Raw genomic sequence first — 19,477 nt, forward strand, 5'->3', positions numbered from 1 at the left:
TCGCCGGACCGCCAGCCGGCACGCCCCCGCCGGAGGCGCCCCGCGTACAGGACCACCTGGGGACCATGATCTTCCTCGCGGTGGTCGCGCACGCGCTGATCATCCTGGGGATCGGCTTCGCGGTCGATCCGATCGAGGCACCCACCCGCGAGCCCCTGGACATCACCTGGGTCACCGACCCCGATGCCCCGCCGCCAGAACTGGACGCCGAGGTCGAGCACATCGCCACCCGCGACCAGGCCGCGAGCGGTGAAGGCGAGGAGATCCGCGAGGCGCAGGCGCCGGATGCGGAGGATGCCGGCGTCGGCGAGCCCGAGCCGGAGGGCCTCGACGCACCGTTGCCGGAGGCCGGCCCGCTGATCATGGACCCGGCGCAGCCGGAACCCGAGCCGGAACCGGAACAAATCGCCGCCGACACCCCGGACGAGCGTGCCGCGCCGCCCGAGGTCGCCGACCCCGAGCCGCTGGAAGCCCCCGATGCCGAGGACCGACCCTCCGCCGCGACGCTGATGAATCGCGGCCTGGAGAGCGCGCGGGCGGCACCGGCGGAAGAGCGCCAGACATTCTCCACCCGCGCCAGCCGCACCCGCTATCTGGACAGCCTGGCCGCGCGCAGCGCCCCCGAAGCCGCCTATCTGCAGGCCTGGATCAACAAGGTGGAACGCCTGGGTAACGTGAACTATCCGGACGAGGCGCGTCGCCGCGGCCTCTCCGGGACCCTGGTCCTGTCGGTCCGCCTGAACCCGGAGGGCGAACTGATCAACATCGAGGTCGCCCGCAGCTCGGGCGAGCCGGTCCTGGACCAGGCCGCCATCCGCATCGTGGAACTGGCGGCCCCGTACGCGCCGTTCACCGAGGCAATGCGCGAGGAATACGACGAACTGGTGATTACCCGCACCTGGGCCTTCCGCCGCGACCAGATGGAACAGATCCGCTAGGGAGACACCAATTAACGGCGGCGCACACGGGATCGGAAAAACCGCCCCGGCCTTCCTTGCGACCTGCAGAGTCAGCATCGATACTGGTGGCATGAAGCCGACGCCCGCCCGTCACGAGCCCGACTGCCTGCGCGATCACTTCCTGATCGCCATGCCGAGCCTGAACGATGGCTATTTCAGCCATGCGGTCACCTATATCTGCGATCACGACGAACAAGGTGCGCTGGGCCTGGTCATCAATCAGCCCACCGAGTTCTCGCTGCGCGAATTGCTGGAGCATGTGGAGCTGGAACCCGGCGAGGATCTGCCGGAGATGCCGGTCTATCGCGGCGGCCCGGTGCAGCCGGAACACGGTTTCGTTCTGCACTCCGCCGAGCAGACCTGGCGCGGCAGCCAGCCCATCACCGACTCCATCGTGCTGACCACCTCGCGCGATATCCTCGAGGCGATCAACGCGGGCCAGGGGCCCCGCAGGATCCTGATCACGCTCGGCCATGCCGGCTGGGGCCCCGGCCAGCTGGAAAGCGAACTGGCCGAGAACGCCTGGCTCACCGCCCGCGCCGACGCCGACATCCTGTTTGATCGCCCCAGCGCCGAGCGCTGGCGCGCCGCCGCCGAACTCATCGGCATCGACGTCAACCTGATCAGCCCGGCCTCCGGCCACGCCTGACGGTGGGACTGCTGGCCTTCGACTACGGGCGGCGCCGCATCGGGGTCGCGGTGGGCGAGGAGATCATGGGCTCAGCGCGCGGCCTGCGCACGCTCACCAGCGATGCGCCCGATCTGTGGCCCGCGATTGACACCCTGGTCGCGGAATGGGGCCCGGAAGGATTCGTGGTCGGATGGCCAACCCAGGCCGATGGCAAGCCCACACCGCTGGCCCGACGTATCCGCGCCTTTGCCCGCACGCTCGAAGAGCGCTACGGGCAACCGGTATACTGGTGCGACGAGCACCTGACATCTCATCTGGCCCGCGAGCGACGCCGGCCGGGACGCAATGACCCGGGGCTGGACGCCCACGCCGCCGCGGTCATCCTCGAAGGCTGGTTTCTGGAGAATGCATCATGACGACACCGGACGTCCCGACCCTGCTCGACGACATGGCCGAGCAGGCCCGCCACTACCTGAAAACCCACGGGATCGCCGCACCCATCGTGGTCGGCATCCATTCCGGCGGCGTCTGGATCGCGGAGCACCTGCGCGAACGCCTTGGGGTGGAGCGCCCATTGGGCAAGCTGGACATCAGCTTCTACCGCGACGACTTCTCGCGCATCGGCATGCACCCGCAGGTGCGCCCGTCGGAACTGCCGGAAGATCTCGACGGGGAACACGTGCTGCTGGTGGATGACGTCCTGTACTCCGGCCGCACCATCCGTGCGGCGCTGAACGAGCTGTTCGACTATGGCCGTCCGGCCTCGGTGACCCTCGCGGTGCTGGTCGAACGCGACGGTCGCGAGCTGCCGATCGCGGCGGCGATCGTCGGCGCCCACATGGAGCTCGGCAAGGCCGAACAGATCAAGCTGCGCGGCCCCGAGCCACTACGCCTGGAACGGGTGACGATCGATCCCGAGGACCTGAAGGCCTGACCCGCCGGATGCACAACGGATGACCGAGACCCAGATCGCCCACCCCGGCGCGCGGCTGCCCGAACCGGGCCCGCTGCCCAACCGCCTGCAGCTGACCGATGACGGCCAGCTGCGCCACATGCTGACCATCGAAGGGCTGAACCGCGAGCTCCTGACCGAGATCCTGGACACCGCCGAATCATTCGCCAACATGAACGAGAAGGCGGTGAAGAAGGTCCCGCTGCTGCGCGGCAAGACCATCGTCAACCTGTTCTTCGAGGCCAGCACCCGCACCCGCACCACCTTCGAGCTGGCCGCCAAGCGCCTGTCCGCCGATGTATTGAACGTGAACATCAACACCTCTTCGGCGGTAAAGGGCGAAAGCCTGCTGGACACCCTGCGCAACATCGAGGCGATGAATGTCGACATGTTCGTCGTGCGCCACGAGGAGAGCGGGGCCGCCCATTTCATCGCTCGCCACGTAGCCCCGGGGATCAGCGTGCTGAACGCTGGGGACGGGCGCCATGCGCACCCGACCCAGGCGCTGCTGGACATGTTCACCATCCGTCGCCACAAGGGCGACTTCACCAAACTCAAGGTCGCGATCGTCGGCGACATCCTGCATTCGCGGGTCGCGCGCTCGCAGATCCACGCGCTGAACATCCTGCAGACCGGCGAGGTCCGCGTGGTCGCGCCCTGCTCGCTGCTGCCGGCGGATGTCGACCAGCTGGGCGTACACGTCTACAACGACCTCGACGCCGGCCTGAAAGACGTCGACGTGATCATCATGCTGCGCCTGCAGCGCGAGCGCATGGAACACGCCCACCTGCCCTCCGAACACGAGTACTACCAACTGTTCGGCCTGACCTCGCGGCGGCTGCAACTGGCGCACCCCACCTGCCTGGTCATGCACCCCGGACCCGCCAACCGCGGGGTGGAGATCGAATCCGCCGTGGCCGACGGACCGCACTCGGTGATCCTCGAACAGGTGACCTACGGGATCTCGGTACGCATGGCGGTGATGTCCATGGTCATGGGGGCCCACCAGGCATGAGCGTACTGATCGAGAACGCCCGCATCCTTGATCCGGTGGACGGCTTCGACGCGGTCGGCGCGCTATGCGTGCAGGGCAGCGAGATCCTCGCCCGCGGCCAGATCCCGGACGGCTTCGAGCCCCGCCGGCGCATCGACGGCAGCGGGCTGTGGCTGATCCCCGGTCTAATCGACCTGGCCGCGCGCCTGCGCGAACCGGGCCAGGAACACAAGGCCACCGTCGCCAGCGAGACCCTGGCCGCGGCCCGCGGCGGCATTACCAGCGTGGTCGTCCCGCCGGATACCGAGCCACCGATCGACTCGCCCGCCGAGATCGAGCTGATCAATCGCCGCGCCCGCCAGGCCTGCGGCGTACGCGTGTACGTGCTCGGCGCACTGACCCATCAGCTGGAGGGGCAGCAGCTGGCCGAGATGGCCGCCCTGATGCAGGCCGGCGCACGCGGAGTCAGCAACGCAAGCAAACCACTGGCCAGCCTGCTGGTTCTGCGCCGGGCACTGGAATATGCCACCACCTTTGGGCTGACCATCGTGCTCTCGGCGCAGGACCCGGCCCTCACCGGCTCCGGTTGCATGCACGAGGGCGCAGTCTCCACCCGCCTGGGGCTGGCCGGCATCCCCGAGGCCGCCGAGACCGCGGCGCTGGGCGCCATCCTGGCGCTGGTGGAGCAGACCGGGGCGCGGGTCCACGTGGCCCGGCTGTCGACCCGCCGCGGCGCGGAGATGATCGCCAAGGCACGTGCCGACGGTCTGCCGGTGAGCGCAGACGTGGCCGCCCACCAGCTGTTCCTGACCGAGGTCGACGTCGCCGAATACGACCCGAACTGCCACGTGATCCCGCCACTGCGCGGCCAGCGCGACCGCGACGGCCTGCGCGCGGCCGTCGCGCGCGGCGACATCAGCGCGATCTGCTCCGACCACCAGCCACATGAACCGGATGGCAAGCTGGGCCCATTCGCCAGTACCGAACCCGGCATCTCGGCGCTGGAGACCCTGCTGCCGCTGACGCTGCGCCTGGTCGAGGACGGACTGCTAAGCCTGCACGACGCACTGGCCCGGGTCACCACCGGGCCGGCCGATATCCTCGGCTTTGCCCAGGGACGCCTGAGCGCGGGCGCGCGCGCCGACTTCGTGCTGTGGGACCCGGCCGCAATGCACGAGGTCCGCCGCAAAGACTGGCTGAGCGCAGGCCACAACACGCCCTTCTTCAACTGGACCTTCGCCGGACAGGTCCGCGAGACCTGGGTCGCCGGACGCCCGGTCTGGACCCGCCCCGCCGAGGACACCGCATGAGCACGACCCAAACCGCCGACCGGAAGCACCGAGGCACGATCTTCCAGGAGGAAGGCCGCATCCTGGACCACCATGACGCCGGTGCGGACCAGTGGATCCTTCGTGTCCTTGCGCCCGAGTGCGCCCGCGCGGCACAGCCCGGGCAGTTTGCCCATCTGCAATGCGCCCCGCGCCTGCTGATGCGCCGCCCGCTATCGATCCAGCGCGTGGACCGCGAGGCCGGCTGGGTGGAGTTCCTCTACAAGGTGGTCGGTGACGGCACGCGCGCCCTGTCGCAGCAGGCAAAGGGCGATACCCTCAGCGTACTGGGCCCGATTGGCCAGCCGTTTCGCCTGAATCCGGAACGTCCGAGGCGCCTGCTGCTGGGGGGCGGGGTCGGCATCCCGCCGATGATCTTCCTCGCCCACCGCCTGCATCTTCAGGGCGAGGCGGGGAAAACCCATGCGGTGCTGGGCTCCGAGGTGCCGTTTCCCTTTCATGCCCGCCCGTCGGAGATCCTCTGGTCGGGCCTACCGGACGGGGCCATCGCGACCCTGCCGCTACTGGAAGACTGGGGGGTCGCCTGCCGCCTGACCTCCAAGGCCGGGTTGCCGGGCGCCTATGACGGTTTCGTCACGGACCTGGGGCGCGCGTGGCTCGCCGGACTCGCACCGGAGGAACGCGCGCAAGTGGAAATCTTCGCCTGCGGCCCCCATCCGATGCTCGCCGCCTGCGCCGAACTGGCGGCGGAGTTCGATCTCCCCTGCCAGGTATCGCTGGAGGAGTTCATGGCCTGCGCGGTAGGCGGCTGTGCCGGGTGCACGGTCCCGGTGCGCACTCCAAATGGGGTGGCGATGAAACGGGTCTGTGTGGACGGTCCGGTGTTCGCGGCCGCCGATGTGTTCCCGGAGCCGACGAGCGCCTGAGGCAAAACCCCGGAACCGGCTTTGGCAGGGGCTTCGCCTGCGAGCAGGCTCCTAGGGAGACGCTGATGGAATCACGCGTTCGCGCTCGAGTCGCTTTTGCGTGCGAACAAGGCGCGGTGACTGCCGTGCAGTCACTCTGCACAAGGGAGCCGCAACGCCGTGCGCGCTCAAAAGCGGCCGAGCCCCTTCGGGGTTGGTGCCCCCTGTTCCCCGATCCTGCGTTGCGGCACTTGCCGGTAGAACCACTACCGGCTGCGCACCACGCCTTGTCCCGGAAAACAGGGGGCACCACCGCGAACGCGTGATTCCATCAGCGTCTCCCTAGCGGTCGGGGAGCTTCAACTCTTCCTCGGTCTCGTCGGCGGAGGCGACCCCGCCCCCGAAGTTCAAGCGCCACTCGAGATCGGCGCGCGAATCCGCCTTGTTCAGGGCCTCGTCCAGCATGACGTCACCGGTCTTGAACAGCTTGACGATCGCCTGATCGAAGGTCTGCATGCCCACGGAGCTCCCCTTGGCCATGATCTCCTTGATCTCGCTGATCTTCTCGTCGCGTATCAGCTCGGAGATATAAGGCGTGTTGACCAGGATTTCCAGCGCGGCAACGCGTCGACCGTCCTTGGTCTGCAGCAGGCGCTGGGCGACGATCGCACGCAGGTTCAGTGACAGGTCCGACAGGATCTGCGGGCGGTTGTCCTCGGGGAACAGGTTGATCACTCGATCCAGGGCCTGGGTGGCATTGGTCGCGTGCAGGGTGGTCAGGACCAGGTGCCCGGTATCGGCATAGGTCAGCGCCGCGCGCATGGTCTCGCGCGAGCGGACCTCGCCGACCATGATCACGTCCGGGGCCTCGCGCATGCCCTCCTGCAGGGCGTGGTCGTAGCTGGGGGTATCGATCCCGACCTCGCGTTGACCGACGATAGAACGCTTGTGGCTGAACAGAAACTCGATTGGGTCCTCGACCGTCAGGATATGCCCACTCTGGTTCGTGTTGCGGTGATCGATCATCGACGCCAGGGTGGTCGACTTCCCGGTGCCGGTGGCCCCGACAATCAGGATCAGCCCGTCGTTGTAGGCCACAAACTGCTTGAGCACCTCGGGCAGCCCGAGCTGCTCGATGGTCGGGATGGCGACCCGAATAAAGCGGATCACCATCGCGACCTCGCCGCGCTGGCGGTAGACATTCACGCGGAAGCGTCCCAGGCCTTCGCGCGACAGGCCGAAGTTGACGGCCGTCTCGCGGTCGAAGATCTCGGCCTGGTGCTCGCTCATCAGCTCGCGCGCAATGCTCTCGGCCTGACCGGGCGCCAGCGCCTTGCGCGAGATGGGCTGCAGCGCGCCGTCGACCTTGATACTGGCCGGCGCGCCGGTCAGAAAAAACAGGTCCGAGGCGGCCTTCTGGGCCATCAACTTCAGGTAGGGCTCGATCTGCAACTGGCTCATGTTTTCTGTTTCCCCAACGACTAACGCAGGTTGAAGTCCTCGGCGCGCTCGTCCACGGACAGGCCTTCGCCCTCATCCGTTACGGCGGGGGCTCCGTCGTCCTGGGCTCGCTGGCTATCGAGCTTGATGCGCAAGCGCAGATCATTCACCGAGTCGGCGTTGCGCAGGGCCTCGTCGTAGCTGATGTGGCGATGCTCGTAGAGGTCGAACAGGGCCTGGTCGAAGGTCTGCATGCCCTGCTCGCGGGAACGGGACATCAGCTCCTTGATCTCGTGCACCTGGCCCTTCAGGATCAGGTCGGCCATCAGCGGGGTGTTGATCAGGATCTCCACCGCCGGCACCCGGCCCTCGCCGCCTTCCTTGCGTACCAGGCGTTGCGAAATCACGGCCTTCAGGTTCAGCGACAGGTCCATCAGCAGCTGTTCGCGCCGGTCCTCGGGGAAGAAGTTAATGATGCGGTCCAGTGCCTGGTTGGTGCTGTTCGCGTGCAGCGTGGACAGGCACAGATGCCCGGTCTCCGCGAAGGCGACGCCGTAGTCCATGGTCTCGCGGTCGCGGATCTCGCCGATCAGGATCACGTCCGGCGCCTGGCGCAAGGTGTTCTTCAGCGCGATCTCGTAGCTCTCGGTGTCCACCCCGACTTCACGCTGAGTGATGATGCTCATCGCGTGCTCGTGAACGAACTCGATGGGGTCCTCTATGGTGACGATGTGGTCGGCTGTCGTGCGGTTGCGATAGCCGATCATGGCCGCCAGCGAGGTCGACTTGCCCGAGCCGGTGCCACCCACAAAAATCACCAGGCCACGACGCTCCTGGGTAATCTTCTCCAGCTGCGGCGGCATCTGGATGTCCTCGAACTTCGGGATCACGGAATTGATGGTTCGCAGCACCATGCCCGGGCTGCCACGCTGGGTGAAGACATTTACGCGAAAACGCGACACACCCTGTAAGCCAATCGCGAAGTTGCACTCCTGGTGGCGCTCGAACTCGGCCGACTGCTTGTCGTTCATCATCGAACGCACCAGCGCCTGGGTATGCGAGGGCGTCAGGTTCTGTTCGGTCATCCGCACCACGCGACCGTCGATCTTTGCCGCCGGCGGCATGCCCACCGTGATGAACAGATCCGACCCGTCCCGGTCCACCAGGGCCCGCAGCAGGTCGTGCATGTACTTGATCGCCTTGTCACGATCCATGGCGTTCTCCCTTGGTACCCGGTCCGACGGTCAAGCGCATCGGCGGCGTGGTGGTCAGATGGAATCCGGGTTGCTGGCCTTGCGGCGAGCGTCCTCGCGGCTGATCACGCCCTGCGCGAGCATGTCCTTCAGGCACTGGTCCAGCGTCTGCATGCCGGAGCCGGAACTGGTCTGGATGGTCGAGTACATCTGCGCGATCTTGTTTTCGCGGATGAGGTTCCGGATCGCCGGCGTGCCGAGCATGATCTCGTGCGCCGCGACGCGCCCGCCGCCAATCTTCTTCATCAGGGTCTGCGCGATGACCGCACGCAGCGACTCCGACAGCATGGCCCGCACCATATCCTTCTCGGCCGCCGGGAACACGTCGACGATGCGGTCGATCGTCTTGGCCGCCGAACTGGTGTGCAGGGTGCCGAACACCAGGTGGCCGGTTTCGGCCGCGGTCAGGGCCAGGCGAATGGTCTCGAGATCACGCAGTTCGCCGACCAGGATGGTGTCCGGGTCCTCGCGCAGGGCCGAGCGCAGGGCCTCGCTGAAGCCGTGGGTGTCACGGTGTACCTCGCGCTGGTTGATCAGGGACTTCTTCGATTCGTGCACGAACTCGATCGGGTCCTCGATGGTGAGAATATGCCCGTAGTCGTTTTCGTTGCGGTGGTTGACCATGCCCGCCAGCGTGGTGGACTTGCCCGAACCGGTCGGGCCGGTCACGAGCACGATGCCGCGCGGATAGTCCGATATCTCCTCGAAGATGCGCGGGGCACCCAGCTCTTCCAGCGTCAGGACCTTGGAGGGGATGGTACGGAAGACCGCCGCTGCGCCACGATCCTGGTTAAAGGCGTTGACACGGAAACGCGCCAGCCCCGAGATTTCGAACGAAAAGTCTGTCTCCAGGAACTCCTCGTAGTCCTTGCGCTGGCGGTCGTTCATGATGTCGTAGATCAGGCCCTGGACCTCCTTGTGGTCCATGACCGGCACGTTCACCCGGCGCATGTCGCCGTCGATACGTACCATCGGCGGCATGCCCGCAGAGATGTGCAGGTCCGAGGCCCCGTTCTTGACCGAAAAGGCCAGCAACTGCGTGATATCCATGCATCCCCCTGTTGTCGGGCGTAACGCCGACCCGCGCCAACGCCCTGGTGGCAGCCACGACCACCACCCCCTGTCGCTTATGAAGGCCCGCGCGAAAATCCGCGGTGACCTTGTGTTCTTCCGGACTATATCATAGGGAAATGACCACACCAGACCATGCCCTGAGCACCGTTCGAGCCCGCATCGAGGCCGCCTGCCGCGAGGCCGGACGCGACCCGGATTCGGTCCGTCTATTGGCCGTCAGCAAGACCCGCGGTGCGGACGAGATCCGTGCCCTGCATGCGCTGGGACAGTCCGCCTTCGGCGAGAACTACGCCCCGGAGCTGGTGGACAAGTACGACACCCTGGAAGCGGCACCCGCGCCACTCGACCTCGAGTGGCACTTCATCGGCGCGCTGCAAGGCAACAAGACCCGCGCGGTGGCCGAACGCGCCGCCTGGGTGCATACCGTCGACCGCGAGCGTATCGCCCGGCGCCTGTCGGATCAGCGTCCGGAGGGCATGCCGCCGCTGCAGGTATGCCTGCAGGTCAACATCAGCGAGGAACCGCAAAAGGCCGGCGTCGCACCCGGGGAGGTCGCCGCCCTGGCCGCCGCAGTGCAGGACCTGCCCGGCCTCGCACTGCGCGGGCTGATGGCCATTCCGGCCACCGCCGACGACATCCCGCTACAGCGGGAACCCTTCGCGCGCCTGCGCGCCCTGCGCGATACCCTGAACGCAGGGGGCCATTCGCTGGATACGCTGTCCATGGGGATGTCAGGCGATCTCGAGGCCGCCATTCTCGAGGGGGCAACCATCGTGCGCATCGGCACCGCCCTGTTCGGCCCGCGCCAATCCAAACCAAAGGAATCCACATGACGGAACACCGCTTCGAGGTCGGCTTCGTCGGGGCCGGCAACATGGGTGAGGCCCTGCTTCAGGGGCTGGTCCAGTCCGGCCATGCCGCCGAACGCATCGCCATCGCCGACAAGGGCGCCGAGCGCGTACGCGATCTGCAGGCGCGTTACCCGGGGCTCGCCAGTGGTAGCGCCGCCGAACTGGCGGCCCAGAGCGCCACCCTGGTGCTTGCGGTGAAGCCACAGACCCTGCCGGAGCTCGCCCCGACGCTGCGCGATGCGGTGCAGCAGGGTCAGCCGCTAGTGATCTCGGTAGCTGCGGGCATCACCACTGCCCAGCTGGCCGGGTGGCTGGGCGACAGCACACGCCTGGTCCGCGCGATGCCGAACACCCCGGCCCTGGTCGGCGCCGGGGTCACCGGACTCTACGCCGCCCCCACCGCAAGCCCCGAGGATCGCGCCACGGCCACCCGGCTGCTGGAGGCGGTGGGCCGCGCGATCTGGGTGGAGGACGAGGAACAGATGCACGCCGTGACCGCCACCTCCGGCAGCGGACCGGCCTACGTCTTCCTGATGATCGAGGCGATGCAGGAGGCCGCGCAGTCGCTGGGCCTGCCGGCGGACACGGCACTGGAACTGACCCTTGGCACCCTGGCCGGGGCCACCCGCCTGGCCGCGGAGAGCGACGAGAGCGCCGCCGAACTGCGCCACCGCGTCACCTCACCGGGTGGGACGACCGAACGCGCCCTGCAGGTCCTGGAAGACGGCGACCTGCGCGAACTGATGCGCCGGGCCATGACCGCAGCCGCCGAACGCTCGCGCGAACTCGGCCGCTGAAACCCTGTTCCACCACGGAGCGCACGAATACACGAAGAAGGGACAGGTCAAGAGCGCGTCGTGGCGGGGCAATCAGCGCAGTTCGGCCAGCAGCTGGCGGATCATGCGCTCGGCCTGGGCGCCGTAGCCGCCGCCGAACAGATGGTCGTGGTTGAGGATGTGATAGAGGTTGTAGAGTGTGCGCCGCACGCCATAGCCGGGGTCGATGGGCAGGATCTCCTCGTAGGCGGCGACGAAGTCCTGGCCCGGGTGACCAAACAGTTCCATCATCGCCAGATCCGCCTCGCGGTCGCCGTAGTACACCGCCGGATCGAAGATCGTCACGCTGCCATCCGCCAGGAACCCCCAGTTGCCGCTCCACAGGTCGCCGTGCAGCAGGGAGGGTACCGGCTGATAATCGGTAAAGAAGCCGCCCAGCGAGGACTCCAGCTCCTCCAGCGCCCCGAGTAACGATCCCGCCGCCCCACGCTCCCGCGCCAGCCGGCGCTGGAATCCCAGACGTTCATCACGGTAGAACGCCGCCCAATCGTCGTGCTCGGCATTCGGTTGCGGCGTACTGCCAATGAAATTGTCGTGATCCAGCCCGAAGCGCGGACGGGTCTTCTGGTGCATGTCGGCAATCCCGTGCCCCAGAGCCACCCCGTCGCGGGGGCCGCCCAGCGCCAGGTTCTCCAGCACCAGAAAGTGCGTGCCGCCCGCCGATCCGGTGCCGACGACAGCGGGGATTTTCAGGCGTTCGCAGCGCGCGAGTTCTTCCAGGCCGCGCGCCTCGGCCGCGAACATCGCAGCGCCGTCGCCCCCACTCAGCTTGACGAAGAACGCCCGCCCGTCGCTTCCGGTGAAACGCTGCGCCTGATTGATGGAGCCCCCGGAACAGGCCTGGCTTCCTGTTGGCTCAAAGGGCGTTCCGGTATGGTCGGCAATACACTGGGCCACCGCAGCCGCCACGGCATCGGGGCCCGTTGAATCGAATTGGTTCATCCTTGGCATCCGGGTTCCATGTCAGTGTGCAGGTTACCGGCTGTCGCAGGATCCGTCAGGAGACCCCAATGGCCTTTCGCAAGCTCGAACCTCTGTGCGACAAGATCGGCGCCGAGCGCATCCGCGCGGTGATCGACGACTTTTACCGCCGCCTGTCAGCCGATCCCCAGATCGGCCATCACTTCGCGCGCATCCAGGATTTTCCGGATCACGTGAAACGCATCGCCGATTTCTGGTACATGAACCTGGGCGGGCGCCTGGAACAACCGCCGACCATCGACATGGTCGGCAAGCACGCACCGCTGAACCTGACCGAGGCCGACCTGGCCGTCTGGATGCGCCACTTCAAGGCCACGACCGAGGATCACCTGGAGCCACCTCTGGCGGCCGAATGGCAGCAATTGGCCGACGGCATCGCCAGCCGCATGCGCGAGGACATCATCCGCGGCTAACCCGCCTTTGTTTGCACCACGAAGCACACGAAGGCACGAAGAAGGGCCACGTCCAGGTCAAGCACGGTTCAGAGGAAGCCGGGAGCATTGTGGCGTGGCGACGGGCGAGCCCCGCGTCTGGAGCCTTTGCGATTGCCGTTGGCGGCGCCCTGCGGCGAGGGCACGTGGCGGATGTCTGTCACCAAATCGGCTCCTGACAGGCCGACGCGCCAGGGGTCGGCAGAGGCCTCGGCCCTCCGGGCGATCGGCCGCCTGCCGATCTTCCAGCCTTCCGGTTGCAAACCGCCCTTTGGCCTTCTTCGTGGCTTTGTGCGCTTCGCGGCAGGCGGACTAGCAGGCGTTTTCGGTGTAGCCCGGGGCATCGCAGAAGGCGCGGCTGAGGGTGATGCCCGCCTCGCCAGGCAGTGTGGCCAGGTGGCGTTCGCGGCTCGCGGCAAGACCATCCTGCGGCGTGACCGGATACAGCAGGGTGGCCAGCGACGGCGGCTCCTGCCCCAGGCGGACCGCGTACAGGATGCGGTAGGCAAACACGCGGCGGATGTAGTCGCGGGTCTCGGAGAACGGGATCAGCTCGGCCCAGATATCCGGATCCATCGCGCGGTCCTCCGGCAGCCAGGAACTCACGCGGTGGGCGCCAGCATTGTAGGCCGCGGAGGACAGCATGCTGTGGCCTCCGAAACGGTCGAGATTGCGCCGCAGGTAGTAGGTGCCAAGCCGGGCATTGGTCGCCGGGTCAAGGATGTCCCAGTCGGAGTTCACGCGCACACCCGCGGCCGAGGCGATCGACCGACCCGTCGCGGGCATGACCTGCATGATACCCAGCGCTCCGGCACCGGAACGGACGTCGTAGAGGAAGGCACTCTCCTGGCGTGCGATCGCCATGGCCCAGGCCGGATCGATGCCCTGTTCGCGGGCGCCGGCCACGATCAGGTCATCAAAGGCGAGCGGGAAGCGCAGCTCGATGTCGTCCCAGTTGCGCGCGCGCGCCGCGGTGAAGATCGCGCGGTCGTGCCAGCCCCAGTCGGCGAAGGTGCGCGCCGCCGCCTCCAGCTCTGCGGTATCCATGGCGGCCACGGCGTGCGTCCATTCGCGGCGGGCCTCGGCGTTACGGTCCAGGCGGACCAGTTCGCGCATGCGCTGCATGCCGGCGTGCGTGCGCATGGCGGCACGCTGCCCGTCTTCCAGCACCAGGGGCTGATGCCCGATGCGATAGGGCTGCCCCAGGCGGTCGGCCGCCAGGAAGCCGTAGAAGTTGCGTTCGCGGGCCGCGCGCTCGTAGAAGCCGCGTGCAGCCTCCAGCGACTCGACCTGCTCCAGGGCGCGGGCATACCAGTACTGCCACGCCGCCTCGTCGCGCACATCGCGATCCATGGCGCGGATCGCGTCCATCACCACCTCCCAGTCGCGCTCGTACAATGCCGCGCGCACCTGCCACTGGCGCAACTGGGTGTCGAACACCTCGGGCTCCAGGGCCGCCATGAAGTCCAGCGCCTCGGGGCGATAGCGCAGCGCCAGGCGCAGAGCCAGGGCGTGCTGCACGCGCCCGGCCGATTCGGAAGACAGTCCGAGATCACGCCCGTCCTTCTCCCAGCCTTCCAGGGCGGCATCCAGGTCCTGGCGGATCCAGCGGGTGAAGGCCCGCTCCATCAGCGCCTCCGCCGAGCGGTGAGCGCCGGCGTCGAAGTCGGCCTCCACAACCCGTGCGGGCTGGCTGGCCAGATCCAGCCAGCGCTCCGCCCACGGGCGGTCATCGCGGTCAAGGTAGCGACGCAAGTAACGAGCCAGACCCGTCTGTCCCGCCTCGACGGCCAGCACGAATCGATCCCAGGCGAGTTCACCGGTCAGCCCCCCGGCATCGCGCCAGGCCTTCAGGGCCGGGTCGCAGGCCGAAGGGCGCGACTGCCCGTGCAGCCAAATAGACTCCACGTCCTCCAGGGCCGCATCGCGCTCCCCCGTCTCCAACAGCGCCTGGCGGCGATTGCAGTCCTGCTCGACGGACAGCGAACGGTCCGAATCGAGGAATTCGAGATACGCCCCCCACTGCTCTTCGCGCGCGAGATGCGTCAGATAGCTCCCGTGCAGCCGGGCCGCCAGTGGGGTGTCGTCATGCTCGCGTACAAAGCGGCGCACGGCATCCGGGTCGGCGCGATTGAGATTGCGCGCCAGATCGCGGTAATCCAGGTAAGGGGTCAGTGGGTAGCCGGTCAGGGTGCTGCGCGCGGCGCGGTAGGCCGTCATGTCGCCGCGGTTCAGGGCGCGCTCGGCGAGCAGGTACAGGCTGCGCTCGAAGACATAAAGGTCTTCTTCGGCAGCGGCCGCCGGCAGCGCCGCGGCCAGGACCAGCAACAGGCCGGCCAGCCCGGCGATTACGTTCCTGGAATGGCGCATGTCCTGCCCTCGTATCAATGGTTTCCTATCATCGGCCTGCACCGGGGCGCTTGCAATGAGGATCCTCCAGTTTCGCGCGACGCGGGCGGCAGTTCCGGCATTCCGGGGTTTCAAGAGCCCCCTAACCCGTGTCCAGGGTGCGAAACTCGCCCCGTGCGAGGCCATCAAGGGTCCAGGAGGCGACCCGGTAGCGCACCAGGCGCAGGGTCGGGTGACCCACCGCCGCGGTCATTCGGCGAACCTGGCGGTTACGCCCCTCGCGCAGGGTGAGCGCCAGCCAGCGGGTCGGGATATGGCGGCGAAAACGCACGGGTGGGTCGCGCTCAGGGAGGTCCGGCGGGTCCATGCGCTCCACCTGCGCCGGGCGGGTCAGGCCATCCTTCAACTCGACACCCTCGCGCAGGGCATGCAACGCGGCATCGTCGGGCTCACCCTCGACCTGGACCCAGTAGGTCTTGCTGGTCTTGTGCTGCGGCTGGGTCAGACGCGCGTTCAGACGCCCATCGTCGGTCAGGACCAGCAGGCCCTCGCTGTCACGGTCCAGACGACCGGCCGGATAAACGCCGGGGATCGGAATGTAGTCGGCCAGTGTCGGACGACCCTCGGGGTCGGTGAACTGGGGCAGTACGCCCCAGGGCTTGTGGAACAATACGACCCGGGCCATAACCAGTGCCTCAGTCGCAGCGCAGGGTGACGCGTTCGGCAAAGTGCCGGCCGAGGTCGTAATCCACGCTGGCGCCATAGTCCAGCGCCATCGCGCGCGCCACCAGCGCCGGATCCGGGCGCGGCCGTTCGAGCCGGGCCTGACAGGTCGCATCCACCAGTCCGGACGCATCAAGAATCTCCGTGCCATGCGGGTCCTGATGCAGGATCTCGATGAAATACGTCGGGTCGTAGACCCGGTAGGCCAGCGGCTCGTCGGTCGGATCGACCGGTTGCTCCAGCTCCAGCCGGAAGCGGAAGTGCAGCAGCCCCGCGTCCATGGCCATCCGGGGATCGGCGGCGGCGGCGATCCCGAGCGCCTCTCCAGCCACCTCCAGGTGGCTGTACCAGCGGTACTCGTCCAGATTGTCGAGGATCTCGGTAGCAAGCCCCTGCAGGCGCGCCTCAGCGGTATCGCCGGACTGGTGCTCCTGGGCATCGTCGTACAGGTACTGCCCGTAGGTCGGGTCGAAGCGCCAGTGATGGAGCATATGGGTGATCTGCCCCTCGCCGTCGCGCTCGAAGCTGATCCGCAGGTCGATCCAGGCATGCGGGTGCGCCTGTACGCCGGCCGGCAGAAGCACGAGCGCGGCCAGCACCAAGCCGCCCAGGATGTGCAGGCGACGGGTCATGCCGTCTGCCTCGTATCTGTCAGACCCCAGGCGCCGGCGGTGGCCAGGAGCGGGGCGTGGTAGGCGGGGGCAACACCCAGATCGTGCAGCCAGGCGGACGCGTCCGGATCGGGGCCCGTCGGATGCAATGCCCCGGGCGCTGGCAGATCCGGGATACGGTCGGCGAGGCCGGTCAGCCGGCGCGAGCGGCGCAGCCGGTCGGCCTGCTCGGCGATGGCCGCGGCTACGGCGGGCGCGCGGCGGATGTTGCAACGGGTGACGGCCGGCGGGTCGGCCAGGACCGTGTCGAGGTCGCGTAACCGGCGCAGGATACGCGCGGCCGTCTTCGGTCCGACCCCGTCGATTCCGGGAATGTTGTCGCTGGCATCCCCGGCCAGGGCCAGCATGTCCGCGACTTGCTCGGGGCGGATGCGAAAGCGCTTCTCGATGGCGCGACGATCCATGTCGACCCCGCGTTCCGGGTCATGCAGGCGATCCTGCCCGCCCAGGATCACCTGGGTCAGATCCTTGTCGGCACTCTTCACGTCGATGCGATAGCCGGCCGCGCGCCCGGCGCGGGCCAGGCTGGCGATCAGGTCGTCGGCCTCGTACTCCGCGTCGGCCAGAGTCGCAAACCCCAGCCGGCCCAGCAGTTCGCGGATGCGCGCGAACTGCTCGCGCAGCTCCGGCGGGGCCGGCGGGCGATGGGCCTTGTAGGCAGGGTCAATGCGGTGACGGAAGCCACGGCGCAGGCCGGTGTCGAAACAAAAGGCCACCGGACCCGGCGCGCAGGCCGGCAACCACTGGCAGAGCGAGTGCACCAGGCCGTGCAGCGCACCGCCCGGCCGGCCCTGCGGATCTGGGTCCAGGCCACGCGCGAACCAGGCGCGAAAAACAAAGATACTGCTGTCGACCAGGGTCAGGGTCGGCAACCGCGCATCCGGCACTGGGCCGGCGTCAGGCGAGGCGTTCAAGGTCCTTCCGTACCCCGGCGATGGACCGGTCGAAGGCGGCGCGCTCCTCGGCATTCAGCTCCAGCTCGATGGCACGCTCCATCCCGCCCTGCCCGAGGATGCAGGGCACGCCCATGGCCACGTCGCGCTCGCCGTATTCGCCGTCCAGCAGGGCCACGGTCGGCAGCACCCGCCGCCGGTCCAGCGCAATCGCCTCGACCATCTCGGCGATGGCCGCCGCCGGGGCACCATACGCGCTGGAAGTCTGCTTCAGGGCCAGGATCTCGGCGCCGCCGTGCCGGGTGCGTTCGACGATGTTGTCCAGCGTGGCCTGATCCATGAAGTGATCCAGCGGCACGCCGTTGATGGACGAATAGCGCAGCATCGGGACCATGGCGTCGCCATGGCCGCCCAGCACCAGCGCCTGGATGTCGTGGGTGGACAGACCGGTCTCCAGCGCGATGAAGGCCGCCATGCGCGAGGTATCCAGCACCCCGGCCTGGCCGAAGATACGGTCGCGGCTCCAGCCGGTCTTCTGCCAGGCGCGGTAGGTCAGTACATCCACCGGGTTGGAGACCACCAGGATCCGGCTCTGCGGGGCATGAACCAGGATGTCCTGCAGGATGACGTCGAGGATTTCGACGTTCTTGTCCAGCACGTCGGAGCGCGACATGCCTGGCTTGCGCGGCAACCCGGCAGTGATGATCACCAGCTCCGCTCCAGCGATCACCGACGCCTCGTGGCTGCCGGTCAGCCGGGTATCGAAACGCAGCAGTGGCGCGGTCTCCTGGATATCCAGGGCGGCGCCGGCCGCCGCGCCCTCGCGCACGTCCAGCAGCGCGATCTCGCGGGCGATGTCACGGCGGGCCAGAAACTGGGCGGTCGATTCGCCGACGCGTCCGGCGCCGACAATGGCGATCTTCTGCATGCGCTGCTCCTCCTACAGGACTGCGTTACAGGCGGGCGACCCCGCTGTCGCGGGCGGCCTGACTGATCGCCTGCGGCACGGTGTCGATCAGACGCGGATCGAACGGGGTCGGCAGGATGTAGTTCGGGCCGAATTCCAGGGCCTCCAGGCCGTAGGCATCCAGCACCACCTGCGGTACCGGCTCGCGGGCCAGTCCGGCCAGGGCGTGTACCGCGGCCACCAGCATCTCGTCATTGATCGTCCGGGCGCGCACATCCAGCGCGCCGCGGAAGATGAACGGGAAGCCGAGCACGTTGTTCACCTGGTTCGGGTAGTCCGAACGCCCGGTGGCCATGATCAGGTCGTCGCGGGTTGCGTGCGCCAGCTCCGGACGGATCTCCGGGTCCGGGTTGGACAGGGCGAAGACAATCGGCTTCGGCGCCATGGAGCGCAGCATCTCCGCGGTCAGCAGGTCCGGGCCGGACAGCCCAATGAATACGTCGGCACCGGCACAGGCATCGGCCAGGCTGCGCGCGTCGGTGTCCACCGCGAAGATCTGCTTGTATTCGTTCAGGTCATCGCGCTGGCTGTGGATGACACCCTTGCGATCCACCATGAACAGGTTCTTCTTCGCCGCGCCCAGGCGGACCAGCAGCTGCATGGACGCGATCCCGGCAGCCCCGGCGCCGACACAGACGATCTTCGCCTCGCTCAGTTTCTTGCCCTGGATCTCCAGGGCGTTGACTAGGCCGGCCGCGGTGATGATCGCGGTGCCGTGCTGATCGTCATGAAAGACCGGGATATCCAGGCGTTCGGACAGGCGGCGCTCGATCTCGAAGCAGTGCGGCGCGGCAATATCTTCCAGATTGATGCCACCAAAGCCGCCGGCAATACGCGCGACCGTGTTGATGAAGTCCTCCGGCTGCGCGGCGTCCACCTCGATATCGAACACGTCGATATTGGCGAAGGCCTTGAACAGCACGCCCTTGCCCTCCATTACCGGTTTGGACGCCAGCGCACCCACGTTACCCAGCCCCAGCACCGCGGTGCCATCGGTAATCACTGCGACCAGGTTGCCCTTGCCGGTGTAGCGATAGGCCAGCTCCGGGTCCTCGGCAATCGCGCGTACCGGCGCAGCGACGCCCGGCGAGTAGGCCAGCGACAGATCATCCTGGGTGGCGGTGGGCTTGGTGATGTGGATCGCCAGCTTCCCGGCCGGCTGCTGCTCGTGGTATTCCAGCGCGCGCTGGTTGAAATCCTTGGACATGGTGTAGCGAGGCCTTTTGTCGGACGGTTGCTTCAGAAACAGGTGCAGGCCCGGTGCGGTAGGCCCGCACC

20 protein-coding genes are annotated in these 19,477 nt (G+C 67.6%); 10 read left to right on the top strand and 10 right to left on the bottom strand.

All coding sequences use genetic code 11. From position 1 onward, the window contains the following. Positions 1–65: 65 nt before the first annotated feature. The 7 genes from F816_RS0109230 (at position 66) to F816_RS0109260 (ending at position 5,751) form a co-directional block, all read left to right on the top strand. Complete coding sequence (locus tag F816_RS0109230) at positions 66–938, top strand: energy transducer TonB (protein WP_019594493.1); 873 nt, start codon at positions 66–68, stop codon at positions 936–938. 91 nt (positions 939–1,029) lie between these two features. After that, positions 1,030–1,608, top strand: coding sequence for a YqgE/AlgH family protein (locus F816_RS0109235; protein ID WP_019594494.1), 579 nt, complete (start codon positions 1,030–1,032; stop codon positions 1,606–1,608). A 2-nt stretch (positions 1,609–1,610) separates the two neighbouring features. Beyond that, entirely contained in the window at positions 1,611–2,006 is a 396-nt protein-coding gene (gene ruvX, locus F816_RS0109240) for a Holliday junction resolvase RuvX (protein WP_019594495.1), read from the top strand. Further along, the gene (pyrR, locus tag F816_RS0109245; RefSeq protein WP_019594496.1) at positions 2,003–2,524 is read left to right on the top strand and encodes a bifunctional pyr operon transcriptional regulator/uracil phosphoribosyltransferase PyrR; all 522 of its coding nucleotides are present in this window, start codon (positions 2,003–2,005) and stop codon (positions 2,522–2,524) included. The genes ruvX and pyrR overlap by 4 nt, the downstream gene beginning before the upstream one ends. Before the next feature lie 19 nt (positions 2,525–2,543). Continuing rightward, entirely contained in the window at positions 2,544–3,557 is a 1,014-nt protein-coding gene (locus tag F816_RS0109250; RefSeq protein WP_018145119.1) for an aspartate carbamoyltransferase catalytic subunit, read from the top strand. After that, complete coding sequence (locus tag F816_RS0109255; protein WP_019594497.1) at positions 3,554–4,846, top strand: dihydroorotase; 1,293 nt, start codon at positions 3,554–3,556, stop codon at positions 4,844–4,846. Before F816_RS0109250 ends, F816_RS0109255 begins: the two co-directional genes overlap by 4 nt. Further along, positions 4,843–5,751, top strand: coding sequence for a dihydroorotate dehydrogenase electron transfer subunit (locus tag F816_RS0109260; protein WP_019594498.1), 909 nt, complete (start codon positions 4,843–4,845; stop codon positions 5,749–5,751). Before F816_RS0109255 ends, F816_RS0109260 begins: the two co-directional genes overlap by 4 nt. Before the next feature lie 321 nt (positions 5,752–6,072). On the opposite strand, the gene F816_RS0109265 is transcribed toward F816_RS0109260, so the two are convergent. From F816_RS0109265 to F816_RS0109275, 3 genes are read right to left on the bottom strand one after another with little or no spacing between them, the layout of a single operon-like run. Then, a complete protein-coding gene (locus tag F816_RS0109265) occupies positions 6,073–7,191 on the bottom strand; it encodes a PilT/PilU family type 4a pilus ATPase (protein WP_019594499.1) in 1,119 nt (372 codons plus the stop codon). 20 nt (positions 7,192–7,211) lie between these two features. Further along, entirely contained in the window at positions 7,212–8,384 is a 1,173-nt protein-coding gene (locus F816_RS0109270) for a PilT/PilU family type 4a pilus ATPase (RefSeq protein WP_019594500.1), read from the bottom strand. Positions 8,385–8,438: 54 nt separating this feature from the next. After that, complete coding sequence (locus F816_RS0109275) at positions 8,439–9,473, bottom strand: type IV pilus twitching motility protein PilT (protein ID WP_018145114.1); 1,035 nt, start codon at positions 9,471–9,473, stop codon at positions 8,439–8,441. A gap of 140 nt (positions 9,474–9,613) precedes the next feature. On the opposite strand from F816_RS0109275, the gene F816_RS0109280 reads away from it, so the two are divergent. Next, positions 9,614–10,330, top strand: a complete 717-nt coding sequence (locus tag F816_RS0109280) for a YggS family pyridoxal phosphate-dependent enzyme (RefSeq protein WP_019594501.1) — start codon at positions 9,614–9,616, stop codon at positions 10,328–10,330. Continuing rightward, positions 10,327–11,145 (top strand): pyrroline-5-carboxylate reductase, encoded by an 819-nt coding sequence (gene proC, locus F816_RS0109285; protein WP_019594502.1) that lies wholly within the window; start codon positions 10,327–10,329, stop codon positions 11,143–11,145. The genes F816_RS0109280 and proC overlap by 4 nt, the downstream gene beginning before the upstream one ends. A 72-nt stretch (positions 11,146–11,217) precedes the next feature. On the opposite strand, the gene F816_RS0109290 is transcribed toward proC, so the two are convergent. Then, positions 11,218–12,126: a fructosamine kinase family protein gene (locus F816_RS0109290; RefSeq protein ID WP_019594503.1), complete on the bottom strand. Its 909-nt coding sequence runs from the start codon at positions 12,124–12,126 to the stop codon at positions 11,218–11,220. A gap of 68 nt (positions 12,127–12,194) precedes the next feature. Here F816_RS0109290 and F816_RS0109295 point away from each other — a divergent pair, with 68 nt between their 5' ends. Continuing rightward, positions 12,195–12,578 (top strand): group III truncated hemoglobin, encoded by a 384-nt coding sequence (locus F816_RS0109295; protein ID WP_019594504.1) that lies wholly within the window; start codon positions 12,195–12,197, stop codon positions 12,576–12,578. A 330-nt stretch (positions 12,579–12,908) separates the two neighbouring features. Here F816_RS0109295 and F816_RS0109300 read toward each other — a convergent pair whose 3' ends face one another. From F816_RS0109300 to F816_RS0109325, 6 genes are all read right to left on the bottom strand, one after another. Next, on the bottom strand, positions 12,909–14,966 hold the full coding sequence (locus F816_RS0109300; protein ID WP_019594505.1) for a transglycosylase SLT domain-containing protein: 2,058 nt from the start codon (positions 14,964–14,966) through the stop codon (positions 12,909–12,911). Between the two features lie 121 nt (positions 14,967–15,087). Continuing rightward, positions 15,088–15,630 carry a pseudouridine synthase gene (locus F816_RS0109305; RefSeq protein WP_019594506.1) on the bottom strand — a complete coding sequence of 181 codons (543 nt, stop codon included), beginning with the start codon at positions 15,628–15,630 and terminating at the stop codon, positions 15,088–15,090. Positions 15,631–15,640: 10 nt separating this feature from the next. Further along, positions 15,641–16,300: a DUF1007 family protein gene (locus tag F816_RS0109310; RefSeq protein WP_019594507.1), complete on the bottom strand. Its 660-nt coding sequence runs from the start codon at positions 16,298–16,300 to the stop codon at positions 15,641–15,643. Further along, positions 16,297–17,253 (bottom strand): 5'-3' exonuclease H3TH domain-containing protein, encoded by a 957-nt coding sequence (locus F816_RS0109315; RefSeq protein WP_196801684.1) that lies wholly within the window; start codon positions 17,251–17,253, stop codon positions 16,297–16,299. Before F816_RS0109315 ends, F816_RS0109310 begins: the two co-directional genes overlap by 4 nt. Further along, positions 17,237–18,160: a malate dehydrogenase gene (mdh, locus tag F816_RS0109320; protein ID WP_019594509.1), complete on the bottom strand. Its 924-nt coding sequence runs from the start codon at positions 18,158–18,160 to the stop codon at positions 17,237–17,239. The genes F816_RS0109315 and mdh overlap by 17 nt, the downstream gene beginning before the upstream one ends. Before the next feature lie 25 nt (positions 18,161–18,185). Next, a complete protein-coding gene (locus F816_RS0109325; protein WP_019594510.1) occupies positions 18,186–19,406 on the bottom strand; it encodes a malic enzyme-like NAD(P)-binding protein in 1,221 nt (406 codons plus the stop codon). Positions 19,407–19,477 lie beyond the last annotated feature (71 nt).

It is taken from the genome of Thioalkalivibrio sp. ALM2T (assembly GCF_000381505.1).
Classification (GTDB): domain Bacteria; phylum Pseudomonadota; class Gammaproteobacteria; order Ectothiorhodospirales; family Ectothiorhodospiraceae; genus Thioalkalivibrio; species Thioalkalivibrio versutus.

Bases quoted from the DNA above. Each gene is read 5' to 3' on its own strand.
- F816_RS0109230 (WP_019594493.1), top strand. From the start codon at position 66: ATGATCTTCCTCGCGGTGGTCGCGCACGCGCTGATCATCCTGGGGATC.
- F816_RS0109235 (WP_019594494.1), top strand. From the start codon at position 1,030: ATGAAGCCGACGCCCGCCCGTCACGAGCCCGACTGCCTGCGCGATCAC.
- pyrR (WP_019594496.1), top strand. From the start codon at position 2,003: ATGACGACACCGGACGTCCCGACCCTGCTCGACGACATGGCCGAGCAG.
- F816_RS0109250 (WP_018145119.1), top strand. From the start codon at position 2,544: ATGACCGAGACCCAGATCGCCCACCCCGGCGCGCGGCTGCCCGAACCG.
- F816_RS0109255 (WP_019594497.1), top strand. From the start codon at position 3,554: ATGAGCGTACTGATCGAGAACGCCCGCATCCTTGATCCGGTGGACGGC.
- F816_RS0109260 (WP_019594498.1), top strand. From the start codon at position 4,843: ATGAGCACGACCCAAACCGCCGACCGGAAGCACCGAGGCACGATCTTC.
- F816_RS0109265 (WP_019594499.1), bottom strand. From the start codon at position 7,191: ATGAGCCAGTTGCAGATCGAGCCCTACCTGAAGTTGATGGCCCAGAAG.
- F816_RS0109270 (WP_019594500.1), bottom strand. From the start codon at position 8,384: ATGGATCGTGACAAGGCGATCAAGTACATGCACGACCTGCTGCGGGCC.
- F816_RS0109275 (WP_018145114.1), bottom strand. From the start codon at position 9,473: ATGGATATCACGCAGTTGCTGGCCTTTTCGGTCAAGAACGGGGCCTCG.
- F816_RS0109280 (WP_019594501.1), top strand. From the start codon at position 9,614: ATGACCACACCAGACCATGCCCTGAGCACCGTTCGAGCCCGCATCGAG.
- proC (WP_019594502.1), top strand. From the start codon at position 10,327: ATGACGGAACACCGCTTCGAGGTCGGCTTCGTCGGGGCCGGCAACATG.
- F816_RS0109290 (WP_019594503.1), bottom strand. From the start codon at position 12,126: ATGAACCAATTCGATTCAACGGGCCCCGATGCCGTGGCGGCTGCGGTG.
- F816_RS0109295 (WP_019594504.1), top strand. From the start codon at position 12,195: ATGGCCTTTCGCAAGCTCGAACCTCTGTGCGACAAGATCGGCGCCGAG.
- F816_RS0109300 (WP_019594505.1), bottom strand. From the start codon at position 14,966: ATGCGCCATTCCAGGAACGTAATCGCCGGGCTGGCCGGCCTGTTGCTG.
- F816_RS0109305 (WP_019594506.1), bottom strand. From the start codon at position 15,630: ATGGCCCGGGTCGTATTGTTCCACAAGCCCTGGGGCGTACTGCCCCAG.
- F816_RS0109310 (WP_019594507.1), bottom strand. From the start codon at position 16,300: ATGACCCGTCGCCTGCACATCCTGGGCGGCTTGGTGCTGGCCGCGCTC.
- mdh (WP_019594509.1), bottom strand. From the start codon at position 18,160: ATGCAGAAGATCGCCATTGTCGGCGCCGGACGCGTCGGCGAATCGACC.
- F816_RS0109325 (WP_019594510.1), bottom strand. From the start codon at position 19,406: ATGTCCAAGGATTTCAACCAGCGCGCGCTGGAATACCACGAGCAGCAG.